Raw genomic sequence first — 15,741 nt, 5'->3', positions numbered from 1 at the left:
TACTATTTTAAGTTTATGGGGGTTTAGCTCAGTTGGTAGAGCGCCTGCTTTGCAAGCAGGATGTCAGCGGTTCGAGTCCGCTAACCTCCATTAGAAATATTTGATTAAAATGTGCTATGCCTGCGGTTCTTGCTAGCCTACGCACATTTAAATTAATTAAAATCCTATTTATTATCAAATAGTGGGGTTATTTTCCTTGTTAGGCAAGGGGTTTGGGGAGAGGAAAGTATGGTATTGCATCCATTGCACCGATTCAAAGCCGTACTTAGTTAGAAGAATCTCTGGATAAGGAGGTGAACTCTGACTTGACAGCACTCAGGTAATTTTGATCGTTCAAAATTTGACTTATCTATACTTAGGGGGTTGTTTGGAAAAGCGTCCATTGGGGTTAGTGGCAATTGTTCTCTACAAATCATTTGCCGCCTTGCTGCTTATGGTTACTTCGATCGCTTTATTATTGACATTAAAAAATTATCAAATTCTAGAGGCGTTTTCAGAAAATTATGTTTTAGAAGGTAAATCGATAATTATTGATTGGCTTTTAAAGAAAGTTGTTAACTTAAATCCTAGAACTCTGGCATTTAGCGGTATCGGAACCGGAATCTATGCTATTGTTACTGCTATTGAAGCCGTTGGTTTATGGTACGAAAAGCGTTGGGCACATGTCTTAGTATTGGGACTTGTCGGTATCAGTATTCTACCAGAGATTTATGAACTAATTCGGGGAATATCTCCGATCAAAACATTAGTTTTTGTGTTAAATTTAGCTGTATTTGGCTATTTATTCCGAAATTTTCCTAAACATCCCAACTAATTTTTGATTCGATACTTAGGGTCTATCGTTGAAAAGTTAAGGAGTGCTAAGGAACCAACAGAGCCAAACATAGTGATTAAAAAGCTTGACCACAAAAGGCTCAGGGTTTACGCAAAACCAAGACCCTACGTTGTACAATCGCTAGAAATACAATCTGGAGAGCGACTTGCCTAGATCGATTCAATCTACTCAACCACCATTGAAATTTATTCCCCAACGGTTGAATCTGCTGGTACTCCAGATTTTTCGGTGGTTACTGCCGATCGCACTACGGTTTCGTACTCGCCCTTGGCTACCGGCTGGGATTGTCAAGGTTGAAGCCAAGAATGTTGAAGTATTAGCTGAACTCTATCAACAATTTCAAGCTGGAAAAATTCGCTTTTTGTTGGCATTTCGCCACCCAGAGGTGGAAGATCCTCTCTGTATGCTGTATTTGCTTTCTCGGATTGTGCCACAAGTTGCTCGTCAAAAAGGTATTACACTAAAATCCCTGGTTCACAGCTATTTTCTCTATGACCGAGGTATGACAGTTTGGGCTGGAAAGTGGCTAGGTTGGCTGTTCTCTCTGCTGGGGGGTGTACCGGTTCGTCGCGGTAGGCGACTAGATCGGCAAGCTATCCAAAATGCAAGGGAGTTGTTTGCTAATGGCGAATTTCCGATCGCAGTAGCGCCGGAAGGCGGTACTAATGGTCATAGTGGCATTGTTAGCCCCTTAGAACCTGGCGTTGCTCAAATGGGGTTCTGGTGTGTAGAAGACTTAGAAAAAGCTAACCGTTCTGAGACTGTGATCGTTGTACCGATCGCCATCCAGTATCGCTACGTTGAGCCACCTTGGTCTAAGATAGATTGGTTGTTGAGTAAGTTAGAAGCTGATAGTGGCTTGAAAGTTTTGGAAATTGATTCGGGCGAGTGCCAAGAGATTTACTATCAACGCCTCTGTAGGTTAGCTGAATATCTGATTACCGAGATGGAAGAGTTTTATCGTCGCTTCTATCATCAAGACATTCCAAAAACCATCTCAACTGATGAATTGAAGAGTGCTAATCAGGTATTAGTTGCCCGACTCCATCGCTTACTGGATAAGGCTTTACAAGTTACCGAGCAATATTTTGAAGTTCAAGCGCAGGGTAATTTTATTGACCGCTGTCGCCGTTTAGAAGAGGCTGGCTGGAGTTACATTTACCGAGAAGATTTGCCAGATATCAATGCTTTAGCACCTTTCAAACGCGGTTTGGCAGACTGGATTGCAGAAGAAGCCGACTTGCGAATGCGGCACATGCGGATAGTGGAAAGTTTTGTTGCAGTCACAGCTACTTATATTCAGGAACAACCGACGGCGGAACGGTTTGCAGAAACAGCTTTGCTTGTATTCGATATGCTTTCTCGAATTCAGGATACAACACTTCCGGGGCGACCTCGGTTAGGTTTGCGACAGACACAAATCACTGTGGGGGAGCCAATTTCAGTTACAGAACGCTTCAAAAATTGTCAGGGCGATCGCCAAGCGTCTAGACAGGCTGTGACCGATTTGACAAAAGATTTGCAAATCGCTTTAGAGAAGATGATTGCTTGATTTTTCCCCATTGCTTAGTGGTCTGTAGACGGGAATCCCCACGCGAGTTACTTTTAGGGTTGTGGCTGTGGCACTTGAGGTTGTTCATCAGCAGCAGGAGCAAACTCAGCTGGATACGCCAGGAGCGATCGCCATTCTGCTACAGGCTGACAAGAGGCTTGAGCTGACGATCGCCAATGCTTTAGCATTACTAATCAAGGCAGCTTACCCCTGAGAAATCTTTACACAATCAGGGAGCATATTCGTCTCAAGCCTGCGTTTCAGAACACAGGAGTATGCCACCAGGATACTTAAGATACAGAGAAGCCCGTACAGCATTGCAAGAGATGCAATGCCAATTAGGCAAATGCTAACTTAAATTTGCTTCGAGCCATCGAGCAATCATTTCTTCTATGCTTTTCCTTGCCTTCCTCTCCCTCTCCGTTGTGCGACAATTGACAAGCATAAAGTGACCTTTTTGGACAACTAGTGCTTGTTGTCGCATTTGAGTAAGTAGGTTGTAGGTTTTAATAATGGAGCTAAGCGGATTCGAACCGCTGACCCCCTCAATGCCATTGAGGTGCGCTACCAACTGCGCTATAACCCCAGAACCCTTAGTAGGTAAGTTTTTTAAGCTTACTAATTAGTTCTATAAATTATGTTAGCTTAATCATTATGCAAGTTTATGTAAGTTAAGTCAAGACAACTATATTAAGTTATGTACATTCACAAATTAATGTCGCTAACTTGAACCGACAAAAGCCTTGCTACCGCTCTTGGGTCACTCTGGGGAAATAAAAATCTCAGGCAACATTTAAACTTCATACAACACTTGGGTTTGAAGCTTTATTTTTTAACATTATGGTCAGAAATATGTATTTTGCCTGAAACTCCTGCGTAACAAGGATTATATGTTTTTACTGTGGTGAGAGTGATTAAAGAGCGCTACACGGGGTTTTTGTTAATTTTTTGGCTCTGGAGTTTGCTGTTTATCGTATGGACTGTTTGGGCTTGGTGGGCTGTTCCTGCTGCGTTACTAGGGTTAATATTTGCTTACTACTGGACAGTTGATGCGGCAGGTGTCTACTGTAGCTTGTTGGAGTCTGCTTTTGATTTGTATCGCTTCTTAGAACTTTATAAATCCCTTCGCTGGCCAATACCTATTAATCCTAAGCAAGAACAAGAGTTCGATAAGGGTAGATTTTATTGGTTATAATGCTGGTAATCAGTAGGGCATAAGCAAAATGTCACCAAAAACTTTTGATATTGCTGATTTATCTGATAATTTAGCTGATTTATTGTCAGATATCCAAAATCATGTTGAAGTTACCCTAACTCATCAGGGTGTCCCTTTGGCAAAACTTTTGCCTTTGACTCGACCTGAGCATACAGTTCCTAAAGCTGATTTAAATGATACCTTAAAGCCAAGAGTTGCGGGTTTTTGGCAGGGACAAGTTAAGATTGCTAATGATTTTGATCAGACTCCAGAAGAAGTAATTGCAGCATTTTATGGGGATGAGTAGTGAGTTTTTTGTTAGATACTCATATTTTGTTGTGGTTTTTAGAAAATGATTCTAAATTCTCAGATCGGGTACGAGAGGTAATTACTAATCCTGAAAATTTAATTTTCGTCAGTACGATTAGTGCTTGGGAGATTTCAATTAAACAGTCTTTAGGAAAGTTAATTGCTCCTGGTAATTTAGAGGAGGCTTTGCGCTTCAGTCGGTTTGAGGTTTTGTCTATGACATTAGCACATGGAATAAAAGTTGCTGATTTGCCTCTACACCATAAAGATCCTTTTGATAGGATGTTAATTGCTCAAGCTTTGGTAGAAGGTTTAACAATAATTACAGTAGACCAAAAGTTTAAATTTTATGATGTGCCATTATTCTCTGATGATTTCGGGTAGCTCAAATATGCCAAAATTTCAGAACTCTAGCTTTCTCTAGAATAATTGTTACAGGTTTACTTCATTTGCTAATTGTTTTTTGGTGCGTAGGCGTAGCCCGTCGTAGACATCGCAATTTTGTAAGAGTAATCCCTCTTGGGTCTGCCTACTTTATTGGTTCTGCTCCTAAGCTGATGCGCGTCTAGGTTGTACATTTTTGCATTCAGACCGTCCTTACGTCAATTGGTCATCTGGACTTTGAAATACAAATGACTAATGACCAATGACCAATGACAACTCTCACGATTAAATATACAAATTAAATGCGTAACAGCTTACTCTGAGAGCAGCCAATAGCGGTGTAGAAGATCATCGGATCAAGTTGGGGTGTGTTCAACCAGGGGAAATGATTGCTAACTATGCCGCCAGCCGCCTGCGCTTGGAAGCCCTCGAGCCATATCTATGGCGCGATGTAAACGACCTCGACCTTAAAAAGTTGTGGGAGTACTTAGCGTATTACCTGTACTTACCACGCCTCAAAAATCAACAAGTACTATTACAAGCGATCGCACAAGGAGTGAACGAATCCATCCCACGATCAATTCTGAGGCTGTTTTGCCTTCAGCCTTAGCTTTATTCATAAGGGACTTGCAATAAAATAAGATCCTAGTCAAACTGGGACAATCGTGATATCCCATTTGGGTAATGTTTCAGAACGTTGCCAGAAAGGTTGGTATTGTTCTAAATCTTGTGAGAGAACCTTAATTCCTTTTTCATAGGTAGTTTCAACCCGATGTACAATGGGTGCAATCCCTTTCCATGTCATATTGGAAGCCCAGTTGAGTGGGGCTTCAACGAGAATCTAAAATCGCGCCATTCCAATAGTTTTCTAAGGCAGCCCAACACCGCTCTATCGGACTGCATTTGCTTTAGTACAAGCGCGGGCAGTTTTGCACTTCATATCTTCTCGAATGACTGGTATTTTATTTCTTTGCAAGTCCCTTAGTCTCTAACCTGGCGACATTAATTTGTGAACGGTTATCTCGAATGAGTTGCGACATCAATTAGTGAAAGAGCGACATTAATGTGTGAATGGCGACATCTAATTTGTGAATGTACAACTACAAGCTGAAACCCTTATGTTATTCTACTTTTAAAGTGGCTCAGGTCGGAGTTGAACCAACGACCCCAGGCTTATGAGTCCCGTGCTCTAACCAACTGAGCTACTGAGCCATGTTATTCAAAATAATTAATTAGTATAGCATAGAAATTTGCTCAAGACTAGCCCATTTTGCAATTTTGTTAGAATTTCTATTCCTGTTGAGGTAGTAAGAAGCTGAAGAGGGAGGTAAACTCCCTCAACTAACAAGGCAATAATTTAGTTACAGACAACTAAGAATTACAGGCGTTGTGGTAAAAAGGCTATTGGGTTAACAGCACCCTTGCCTGATGGATGAATTTCAAAGTGGCTATGTGGGCCAGTGCTGTGACCAGTAGTACCCATTAAAGCAATTGTTTCTCCTTGATGTACCTGTTGACCCGGTTGCACCAGAATCTTGCTGTTATGAGCATAGCGAGTGCTGCTGCCATCAGGATGATGGATTTCGACGAGGTTGCCGTAACCACCATTGTTCCAGCCAGCTTTCTCTATTGTACCGTCAGCTGAGGCAACAACTGGCGTGCCAGTGGAGTTAGCAATATCAATTCCCTTGTGGGGTCTTCCCCAGCGCATACCAAAGCCAGAAGTGAGAGTACCCTTCGTAGGCCAGATATAAGCCAAGGTTGAAGTAGATGGAGGAGGTGTAAGTTCGTCAATGGGTCTGGGTAGATATTGATCCACTGCTGCTAAAGGCGGCATTATCTGTGGAGAAACTGTGGTTCCTCGCATCTTTCCTAAAGAGTCAGAGGCATTTACTCTTCTAGAAGGCGTTGCAACCCTTGTGGCAGATTGAGTGCCAGAGGGAGTCCACTGACTAGCAGAACCTAGATTAGGCAAGAACTCTGGGTTTATTGCTTCGGTAGCACGTACAGTAGTCTGGAATTGGGGCTTAACTGGCTGAACGCTATAGTTACCTCGAATCGGTGTCGGAACTGGAATTGGTATTGCTACACTATTTGGTCTAGATGCAGGGTTAGGTACACTGAAATTATTGGGCGTAGAAATAGGAGTGAGCATAGCAGCATTATTAGCTTCAATCGCTGCTGCTGGCACAACTAAATTACCAGACTGTTGAGCGCGATATTTCTGCTGTAACCTCTGGATTTCCGCTTGTAAGCCCCGCAAACGGTCATTATTGCTATTGTTTACCCTTGCTACCCTATTTGCTGGTGTATTAGGCTGTTGCATTTCGGCAAAAGCTTGTGGCGCTGGAATATCACCACCGATGCCATAAGACTTAGCTGTAGGGGGAGCAGTTTCTAAGTCAGTCGCACTGTTTGCCTGAATCTGTACAGTTACCGGTGTAGGGACGGCAACGCTACTGTTGTCTGCAATAGTTGGTGATTGTGAACTAGGTAGATATGAGTTGGCACTACCAATATTCAAAGGGGAGGTGGCAACATGAGGAGTTTTGCTAGACTCTACAAAAGTGGGCTGACTCGCTACAGTTGCTTCAACTTGAACAGCAGGAATTTGAACAGCAGGAATAACTAGTTTTTGACTAATTCGCAGTTCATTGGGATTATTGAGATTATTTGCTTTAACTAGTTCTGATACTGAAGTGTTGTATCTGCTGGCGATCGCTGCTAGTGTATCTCCAGGCTTAACTTCGTAGGCTGTATGTGTCGAGGAGGCAATCACTATTGGCGCCGCTGGTACAGATGCACTTATCTGTGTCTTCTGTTTTAACCTCGATATCAGGTTCGCTTGGCTTGCATCGCTAGAAGTGTCTGACTGGGTTGCTAATGCAGTCTTCTGAACCACAGTTGTCGGCTGCGCCAATTCTATATCAGCTTGTGATAAATTTTTGGTCTCTCCAGACTGTAACTGCGCCAGACTTTTTCTTAAACGGTTCGATTTTTCTTGTAAGCGATTTAGTGCGAACTCTTGTTGCGCCTTAAGTTGTGCATTTATTTCACTGTTGGCTGCGGTTGACGTTGCCACTATTTGTGGCTGGGCAGTTAGTGATGCGTTTGTACTATCAGCACTATAGTCAGACAGATTATTGACTGTTGGAAAACTAGTTTCGGCTAAGGTATTGTTCAATCCCTGTGCCACTTTGGGCTTCAGGTAAGTGGAATTTTTATAACCTGCGTTTGTTCGAGAAAACGTGTTTGATGCAGGAACTTGCAAAGATATTCCACTTGCCGCGACTTGCCATTTAGCTTCAAGCCCAGGCACTTGTGAGACTGCCGTTGGTTCCACGATTACAGGATTTTCCGGCACGCTCGCTGATGAGACTGCTTGGGACTCCAGCTTAGTGGAGGCGAATTTCACCTTGGTGTCAGGAACAGCAGGAATTGTTGAGGTCGCCTTTTGGCTGCCTACTGGCACCGCTGCTTGGGCTTGATCGCTTTGTCGAGTCACCAAAAGGCTGGTTGCTCCCATAGAGATTGCCAAGCCAATCATCGCCGCTTTTGTCCGCACCCGGCTATTAATTTTTGGATTCATCACATTTAGCAGTTCTACCGGGGCATCATCGCTGCTGGGGGTATTGTTCAACACAGCTTTTACTCTCTTTTTCAATGCTCGTTTCAAAGACGACCTCCTATGATCACTAGCGCTTAACTGACCTCGATTTTTCAGTTGGATACTAGTCAATGATTTAGATCACAACAAACGATAGATCGAGATCACATTCACCAGAGATGCTTACGCAAGATTAACCTGCTTCTCTGATTTAAACAAGTTCACATCTGTTAGCAAAACTTAAATTTTGCTGTGTTTACTTGTCCGAACCACTCCTAACACCACTTAGGACGATTTTACTCTTTACCATTATCCGCGTTTGTCTTGCGTCAATCGCGGAGACTGGACAAACTATTTGCCAAGTCCAAGTCGCTGCTGAAAATTAAATTGCGGCGACTTCTGGAAAAGTTATGCCCCCTGCTGTAGATATCTTCAAGATATTTCTACCTCATCCGTCTTCTCAACACGAGACTTTACGTTGATTATTCCCTAAAAAACAACCGTATTAACTATCGACTACTTTTGGGCTGATTTCTGTCCTTTATTGAGCCAAAATAGCTCAAATGTAAGACATGACTGGATTTTAGCAATTTTGTTCCTAGTTTAGGATGTTTTAAATTCATCAAAATCTATCATTCAAATTTGGCAATATCCCAAGTTTCATATACAAATTTCTTATAATAACCTTACTATACTTGTAAGTATCTTCCACTACATTTTGCGAACAAACCCAATTTTTGGTATATTGTTTTACATCTTCTTGCTGTCACCAAGAAAATTTTTGCAGTCACAAATAAATTGTCTAATAGGTTTCTGGAAAGGTTATAAGTAAATACACTTATAATCATCAATGTAAACAACTATTGTAAATAGCCTAACTGACGACGAGTTTCAAATAAGCCAATCGCTACACTTACTGACAGATTCAAGCTGCGAACCCCCGCTTGGCTCATGGGAATATACAGAGTAGCATCGCAATCTGACAGAATTGCTGGTGGTAAGCCCGTGGTTTCACTACCAAACAGTAGCCAATCATCAGGTTGAAACTGAAAGCTTACATAATTACAATTTCCACCAACCGTATAACCCAACCATCTGCCGCCACGCTCCTGATGTACGGTCTTAAAGGCTTCGAGGGATTCGTAATAGTGTAGTTTGACATAAGGCCAGTAATCTAAGCCGGCTCTTTTGAGGTAGCGATCGCTAATTTCAAACCCCAAAGGCCCAACTAAATGCAATTCTGTACCCGTAGCTGCACAAGTACGGGCAATATTACCTGTATTAGGAGGTATCTGCGGGTTAACTAAAACTACCTGAGGCATTATCCGTACAATTTACGTATTGTATAAAACAATTTATTGCCAATGTTAAATCTACCAAAAGATAGAGGCTATTCATAGGTTTTGTTAATAATAATCAAGCATCCTCAACCGATTAGATTTTTAAAACGAAGTACAAATCATCCCAGAGCAATGCCTGAGAGGGTATTTGGCTACAATCAGTAAATATTAAGTTTTGTGTAGAAAAAGTAAGTACTTATGTATTTTAGGGCTGGTAGTGACTGCAATAAAATCTATCATTTGTATGAAGACAGGAGATGGGGGCATGGGGCATTGGGAAGAGACAAGGAAAAAACTTGTTCAATAATTCTCCCCTGTCCCCGTCATCTTTATCATCCCCCTGCCCCTCTGCCCAATCCCCAATGGCTTTTGAGTTAACCCAGCAGAGACGAACATAATTTGTCTTCGAGTTCAATTTCGCGCTCTTGGGTGGCAATAATAGCCTGAGTGATGACGCGGTGGGTGTCAAAACCGACTGCGTGTAACTGCAACCACTGTTGAGCTTCATTGCCTTCGCGGAGAATTTTGTGCAAAGGGGAAAGGAAACAGCTAAAACCTTGTTGCTTGGCGATCGCCCAAACATCTTGGTACATTTCGGCAATCCAATCTCTCGCTACGATGCTTCTACCATCTTGCCAATGTCTCAACTGAGCATCGAGACTACTAGCAGCAGCAGCAGCTTCGTTGTCGGCAGTCAGAGTCACAAGTTCTTCAGCAGAGAAAGTACTTTGGGTTAACGGATCGATGCTGGGATTTTCGATTATTTGCAACAAACGTGCTTCTAACAAGGCAGTAATTGCTAGTAAGGCAATAGGATCTGTGACTAAATCGCAAATTCGCAATTCTAGGCGATTTAGGTCATAAGGACGGCGATCGCCATTTGGTCGTACCGATGCCCACAAATGCCGCACATTCTGCATGGTTCCGGCAAGGAGTTGATCTTCCACCCACTGGATATGATCGGCGTGGCTGGCAAATAAGGGGACATGGCTAGGCGTTTGTGGGAAGACGCCCCAACGGGTGGAGTGATAGCCAGTAGTTTTGCCATCCAAGAAGGGAGATGAGGCGCTGAGGGCGAGAAATAGGGGCGCTTCCATACGGATCGCTCGACACGCCCGCATTAATACTTCTGGATCGCTGATGCCTATATTTATGTGTACGCTAGCGGTAACTACTTTCGTGCCGTAGGTGTTCTCAATGTAATCATGATATGGGTTTGCTGGATCGGAACGGAGAAAGCGATCGCCCCCACCCAAAGATAAAGTACTCCCTGGTATTAAGGTGTAATCGCCCAAACGATTGAGGTAGTTTCGCAACTCCCGCCGAGGACGCAGCAAAGCACACAATAAATTTTCGTAATTGTGAGATGGTTGAGTGATGTATTCAACGTTGCGGCTATCTGGTTCGCGCATAAATCCATCCAAAGCCGCAACAATTTTGTCGGAGAGACCGACGATTTCACCTTGAGGCGTGCCAGTGTATATCTCAATCTCAAAGCCTTTTAATAAGACCACCTTGTTCTCCTCGGCTCTCTCTACCTATAAATTGTATCGAACAAGACGAATCTCTGAATCTATCTTTAAGTCAATCAAAGGTTAAGAATTATTTAATTGCCAATTCCCGCGAAATCAAGACGGCATATTTATTCTGGGCTGTCTTCTGATAAATTATTACTATTGGAGTATGAAAAATATCCTAATCTGGGTTAAATACAGTACAAAATCAAATCATTGGGTGAATCACTCTCTTGAACAATCTTGAGACGTATAAATTGCGCCCATACTTCATCACTAAGTAAGTTGAAAGCAGTTTCGGGATTGTTAATTGCGATCGCGCCGATAACTTTACGCCATCCCTGTTGCAATAACTCAATAAAAGCCTCTTCAATAGAAACTTGACTTAGCAACGAAAGTGCAGTTTTAAAACTTGCTGAATCACCTGAGAAGTTTTTCGATTTTAATCCCTGTATTGCTACATTCAACCATACAGGCAGAAGTTCAAGCCAATTATTTTTCTGTATCTCTTTGAGTGCAATATCTTCCATACCTAGCGCACCCCACACACATAAAGACTCTATAGCTAGTTCAGAATTGCGGTTTTCTAAAGCATTTTGCCATAATTTTTGAGCGTGATTTTGGAAGCGATTAGCGAGAAATTCATAAGCTTCCTGGACTTGATGTGGGATTGTAACTTTATAAACTGACTCACCTCGTGGTAGGTAATCGCCGCGATAGGATAGCCAGTTATGAGAGCCGCAAAGATGGATTTCTTTATCAACTATTACTTCTTTGATATGGGAATCTCCCAACCAAAAAACCTGTACGGATGGTAAACCATCAGGTGTTTTTATCGCTCGAAGTTTTTTTTCTACTTCTGGTGAAATTGGTTTATTCTCATCTTCTTCTCGCCGCGCAATTCCATGTCCAACTAAAATCCAGACTCCGCGATTAGCTAATTTCTGTAAAAGAGTTATAAATTTTTCATTGACAACTGCCTGATTCACCCAAGGAGAATAAATAAGAACTTGACTTTTAGCCGAATTTAAAACTTCTATAAAAGCTTGAGCAATTTGCCCATCGCGTAACTGTATAGCTTCACCTACCACTGTAAAATTATCTATTTTTAAATTGTTCACTGTGGCAGCTTCTAGCGCCTTTTGGCGAATATTTTCGAGTCTAGCTTCTATTTGAGTATTTTTCTGCTTGAGAATGACTTCGCGTTCAAAATCTATGGTTTCAGTTGACAACTTACATAATGCTTGCAAAGATATTTTACCTTCAGTATGTAAAAATTCTAACCAATTTGATGCTGACTCTAAAATTTGCTTTCCATTTCTTATTTGAATGCTCAATTTATCTTCAAGAGCATCAAAAATAACGAAAAGCGATATTTTTGTCCAGATTTTTTGAGTCGAAGCTAGCACCCTACAGGAAGTTACAATTTTTCCCTCTTCTGGCACATGAAGTGCTAAACCTGAAGCTTGAATACTTTTTTGTATTTCTTCAAGGGGTAGGGAAGCAATATCAGCAATTGTATGATCAATAGTTATAAAGTCTGCTAAGTCAGGCAAATTTATCGTTGTCTCGTTTAGTGATTCAGATTGAAAGGTTATCTTATCGCTTAAAGGGTCAGTAATAGCATAAATTTGTATAGGATATGGCGGCTGTGGTACAGACCCTTTTTCATAAAATGAGCGACCTTCAGGAGTAACTGTTAGTGGCGATATTGGTGATAGAGTTTGTAAGGAACGAAGAGTTGTAGTAGTAGTTTTAATAAATACAGAATCAAGCCCAAGTATAGAGGCTAATTCATCCTCTGTTGGCGGAGGTTTAAATTCAATAGCGGCGCGGATGATAAATTCTTCAAGTACGTTAAACTGACGAGGTTTTTTAATGTTTACTTCTACCTGAGTTTGTCGTAAACTATAACGGAATTCACGCGCTGCTAAAACTGATAAACTAGGACTTTGCGCTTCTATTTCGTCAACAAAATTCTTGATATTGTCATCAATCGGTTTAGCAGAAGAGGCGAGAAACATCAACGAAACCTCCATGTAGACACACGATGTTTGAAACATTGGAGTACATACTCCCGACTTGTCGACGCTGTTGAGTAAATAGCGAATGACAACCCACAATTATTAGTAATTCTTGAGCGCGGGAAAATGCAACGTTAACTCGTTCCGGTTTCTTGGCAAATCCCACATCTCCTCTATTATTATTGCGAACCATACTCACAATTACAACAGGTCGTTCCATACCTTGAAATCGGTCTACTGTACCAGTGGTGATTTGTAGCGATGGAAAATGTTTAGATTGCAAGCGTTCATCAATTTTCCTGAGTTGAGCGCCATAAAAAGTAATCACGGCAATTTCTTTTTTTGGTTCACCATTAGCAACTCTAGAAGCCCAAGTAGTCTCAAACTGCTTACATAGACGTTCAATCGCATTAATTTCTGGAATATTAAAAAATCAAGTTCCTATGGTTTCCTCTTTAAACTCATTACTTCCAGGCGTTTTTATCCAGATAATATGGTGATATTCTTGGATGATTTTGCCTGCTAAATTATGTGCGCGTTTTGTATCGGGCTTCAAAATCCCACATTCTAGTTTACCATCATAAAACTGATTGATTGCCCCCATAATAATCGGGTGCATTCGATATTGAATATTTAACATTTCTTTGATGCTATCATTAGCAGTTTCAAACTGAATTTTGAACAGTGACTCTTGCAATAATTCTAGTTCTGTATTTGTGCTGCCAATCTCTTGAGAAACTTCCTCTAAAGTATTCGTGTCAAGCATGGGTGGTAATTGTCGATGGTCGCCTACCATGACTAACTTTTTGCCTTTCAAAGCTGGGATTAATAACTCTGGAGGAGTACATTTACTTACTTCATCAATAATGACAACATCAAAGTATTTGAATTCTTGTGAAAAATCATAATTTGCGGCCTGAACACAAGTGATACCAATGACGTTGGCATTATTTAGATAAATCCGCCTTAAATCAGTGCGTAGGCGTAGCCCGCCGCAGGCATCGCTTTCCGTTGGCTGTCTTAATTTTCCTATCCAATCTTGGACAAAGTGCTGATATCGATTGAGATAAATTTCTTCATTTTGGAGCTGCTGTTGCCAATATTCAAATTGAGTCTTGATATTCCGTAAGGATTCCAGATTAAACAAGTCTGTAGAATCAACTTCAGGCTTGAATTCCCCAGGAATAGCTTCCCAAATTGACTGCCACCAAGTTCGCTCATTTGAGATATATTCTAATTGCTGCTGTAAATGCTCAACAATTTTCTGTCTTTGGCTTTGAATTTCTAGAAATTTGTTTTTGTAAGTTTCAGTTGTGTCTGCAAGCTAGAAATGCGAATTACCAGCAGGTCTTTGATAGTCAAAACTGTAGCAAAAGGATTGATTAAGGAAATCAAACTATCAAGTTGTTTTAGCCGATTTTCCCAGTTCCGTATTTTTGCTGTAAATTGTGAGGATTCAGTCAGAATATTTGAAGAATTATTGAGGTATCGTTGCACTAAAAGTTTTAATTCATTCGGTAAGTGTGGAAAGGATAAAAGTTCTTGTGAAAGTGCGATCACTCTTTGAAATTTGAAGTCAGCTTCACTACGATAATTTTCTAGCTGCTCTTGATTAGCAGATATTTTTTGCTGTTCATTAGTCGCCAAGCTCATCTGTTCATTCAATTGAACCTCAAGCTGCTTTTGCTCATTTTCGGTTTCAGTCTGTAGTTGCTTCAGCCATGTACGCGCACTCGTAACTATGCCGTTGACCACCTCCTTTGTAATTTGGGAGATAGCCGATTCACTTTCAACAGGCTGAACTCTTTGACGTATAATCTGGGCTTGTCTCCTAATAGCTTCAAGAGTTACTGCCGCGCTATGACGGCGACTATATGGACGTAATTTTTGAGCTATGGAATCCATACTTTTCTGCTTGACAGCAACCGCAAGCATCCATTCAATAATCCGACCCCAAACTCCTAGTGGTTTCTCAATTTCATTGATGCTATTTTGTGCTAGTTGCTTCAGCTTTATGAGAGATTCCACAGGGTCTTGTGCGTTACTAACGCTCACCTGGGAAATAGCAGCTTCATTGATTGAGCGATTACCTAGTAGATTTCGCCCCCGCACGAGTAAATCTCTGATTTCAGTAACCCGACTGCATACTCTATCCCATGGGCGATATTTTTGAATTAATTCATTGACTTTCAACTGACACTGATCAATACTTTGTTGCCAGGGTAGATATTGATCTGCGATCGTCATGCTTCGTAATCCCGAAGGTAATGAGATTAAGTTAACTGTAAAGTCTTGACGATTTTGTAAGCACTGTGTCAATACATTGATGATATTTAAATTAGCTGTAGACAGCCATATATCAAGGTCATTTATTGCTAAACTGACTTCAGATTCACGGTTGTGTAGATTTCTAATTCTTGATTGGAAGCTTTGCTGATTAGCAAGCAATTGTTGGTGATTTGACTTTAGGCGAGCAAGAGATTCTGAATTTTGTGTGTAACTTTGTGCAGCTAACTCCGCTTCGGTCATTGCTATAGCTATATTACTGGCGTAGGCTAATGCTGTACGAACTTCAGTAATCCAAGAAGCTACAGTGTTCTGCAACCAACCGGCTAAACCAAATCGCGGCTTATTTGGTTTAACCATACCAAGTTTAGAAGCCAAATCAATTGCTAACCGAAGATTTGCAGCAAAGTTTTGCAAGGAAGCGTCTGTAGATGTGTATTTATTCAGACCCGTCCATAAATTAAGAAGTGTTGGATCTTGCCAGTCTACTGAAGGTGCTTGATTCAACAACTCCTCCAAAGCAGTTTTCAGAGATTCGACCTCGGCCAGTTGGGATGCGGCTTGATTGTATTCATTTTTTTGGGTCGTACAAGCTGACTCTAAATTTGCTTTACGCGTCTGTAATAAATTCTGCTCTCCCTTAAATACCTCTTCTACTTTCAGGTATGCTGTGAATCGTTGTAATGCTGCCAATA

General features: G+C 41.4%; 13 protein-coding genes, 3 tRNA genes and 1 pseudogene. 7 read left to right on the top strand and 10 right to left on the bottom strand.

The features are described from left to right. The first annotated feature begins 17 nt into the window (after nt 1–17). The 3 genes from HWQ58_RS36855 to HWQ58_RS36845 all read left to right on the top strand — a co-directional run bounded on the left by HWQ58_RS36855 (nt 18) and on the right by HWQ58_RS36845 (nt 2,387). Nucleotides 18–90: transfer RNA gene (locus HWQ58_RS36855), tRNA-Ala, on the top strand. Nucleotides 91–367: 277 nt separating this feature from the next. Further along, on the top strand, nt 368–814 hold the full coding sequence (locus HWQ58_RS36850) for a DUF2127 domain-containing protein (RefSeq protein ID WP_292873547.1): 447 nt from the start codon (nt 368–370) through the stop codon (nt 812–814). 166 nt (nt 815–980) lie between these two features. Next, entirely contained in the window at nt 981–2,387 is a 1,407-nt protein-coding gene (locus HWQ58_RS36845) for a 1-acyl-sn-glycerol-3-phosphate acyltransferase (protein ID WP_292873545.1), read from the top strand. Between the two features lie 53 nt (nt 2,388–2,440). On the opposite strand, the gene HWQ58_RS36840 is transcribed toward HWQ58_RS36845, so the two are convergent. Continuing rightward, nucleotides 2,441–2,575 (bottom strand): hypothetical protein, encoded by a 135-nt coding sequence (locus HWQ58_RS36840; RefSeq protein ID WP_292873543.1) that lies wholly within the window; start codon nt 2,573–2,575, stop codon nt 2,441–2,443. Between the two features lie 325 nt (nt 2,576–2,900). Next, nucleotides 2,901–2,973 (bottom strand) — tRNA-Ala (locus tag HWQ58_RS36835). A 315-nt stretch (nt 2,974–3,288) separates the two neighbouring features. Here HWQ58_RS36835 and HWQ58_RS36830 point away from each other — a divergent pair. The 4 genes from HWQ58_RS36830 to HWQ58_RS36815 all read left to right on the top strand — a co-directional run bounded on the left by HWQ58_RS36830 (nt 3,289) and on the right by HWQ58_RS36815 (nt 4,885). Further along, on the top strand, nt 3,289–3,582 hold the full coding sequence (locus HWQ58_RS36830) for a hypothetical protein (RefSeq protein ID WP_292873541.1): 294 nt from the start codon (nt 3,289–3,291) through the stop codon (nt 3,580–3,582). 28 nt (nt 3,583–3,610) lie between these two features. Then, nucleotides 3,611–3,889 (top strand): hypothetical protein, encoded by a 279-nt coding sequence (locus HWQ58_RS36825; RefSeq protein ID WP_292873539.1) that lies wholly within the window; start codon nt 3,611–3,613, stop codon nt 3,887–3,889. Then, nucleotides 3,889–4,275: a type II toxin-antitoxin system VapC family toxin gene (locus HWQ58_RS36820; RefSeq protein WP_292873537.1), complete on the top strand. Its 387-nt coding sequence runs from the start codon at nt 3,889–3,891 to the stop codon at nt 4,273–4,275. Before HWQ58_RS36825 ends, HWQ58_RS36820 begins: the two co-directional genes overlap by 1 nt. A 361-nt stretch (nt 4,276–4,636) precedes the next feature. Continuing rightward, on the top strand, nt 4,637–4,885 hold the full coding sequence (locus HWQ58_RS36815) for a hypothetical protein (RefSeq protein ID WP_292873535.1): 249 nt from the start codon (nt 4,637–4,639) through the stop codon (nt 4,883–4,885). Between the two features lie 39 nt (nt 4,886–4,924). Here HWQ58_RS36815 and HWQ58_RS36810 read toward each other — a convergent pair whose 3' ends face one another. The 8 genes and pseudogenes from HWQ58_RS36810 to HWQ58_RS36775 all read right to left on the bottom strand — a co-directional run bounded on the left by HWQ58_RS36810 (nt 4,925) and on the right by HWQ58_RS36775 (nt 15,739). Further along, nucleotides 4,925–5,080, bottom strand: coding sequence for a hypothetical protein (locus HWQ58_RS36810; RefSeq protein WP_292873534.1), 156 nt, complete (start codon nt 5,078–5,080; stop codon nt 4,925–4,927). Nucleotides 5,081–5,413: 333 nt separating this feature from the next. Continuing rightward, nucleotides 5,414–5,487: transfer RNA gene (locus tag HWQ58_RS36805), tRNA-Met, on the bottom strand. 166 nt (nt 5,488–5,653) lie between these two features. Further along, nucleotides 5,654–7,951 (bottom strand): peptidoglycan DD-metalloendopeptidase family protein, encoded by a 2,298-nt coding sequence (locus HWQ58_RS36800; protein ID WP_292873532.1) that lies wholly within the window; start codon nt 7,949–7,951, stop codon nt 5,654–5,656. Nucleotides 7,952–8,742: 791 nt separating this feature from the next. After that, complete coding sequence (locus HWQ58_RS36795) at nt 8,743–9,204, bottom strand: tRNA (cytidine(34)-2'-O)-methyltransferase (protein ID WP_292873530.1); 462 nt, start codon at nt 9,202–9,204, stop codon at nt 8,743–8,745. Nucleotides 9,205–9,596: 392 nt separating this feature from the next. Continuing rightward, nucleotides 9,597–10,736, bottom strand: a complete 1,140-nt coding sequence (gene gshA, locus HWQ58_RS36790; RefSeq protein WP_292873528.1) for a glutamate--cysteine ligase — start codon at nt 10,734–10,736, stop codon at nt 9,597–9,599. Nucleotides 10,737–10,927: 191 nt separating this feature from the next. Next, nucleotides 10,928–12,799 carry a hypothetical protein gene (locus HWQ58_RS36785; protein ID WP_292873526.1) on the bottom strand — a complete coding sequence of 624 codons (1,872 nt, stop codon included), beginning with the start codon at nt 12,797–12,799 and terminating at the stop codon, nt 10,928–10,930. Then, a pseudogene (locus HWQ58_RS36780) lies at nt 12,738–13,988 on the bottom strand (AAA domain-containing protein). The gene HWQ58_RS36785 and the pseudogene HWQ58_RS36780 overlap by 62 nt, the downstream one beginning before the upstream one ends. A gap of 56 nt (nt 13,989–14,044) precedes the next feature. Continuing rightward, nucleotides 14,045–15,739, bottom strand: coding sequence for a hypothetical protein (locus tag HWQ58_RS36775; RefSeq protein WP_292873524.1), 1,695 nt, complete (start codon nt 15,737–15,739; stop codon nt 14,045–14,047). Nucleotides 15,740–15,741 lie beyond the last annotated feature (2 nt).

This window comes from Nostoc sp. LPT (genome assembly GCF_017115165.1).
In the GTDB taxonomy this organism is placed as follows: Bacteria; Cyanobacteriota; Cyanobacteriia; order Cyanobacteriales; family Nostocaceae; genus Nostoc.
The sequence above is the reverse complement of the archived record's forward strand: the minus strand, read 5'-3'. Positions and strand labels throughout refer to the sequence as shown.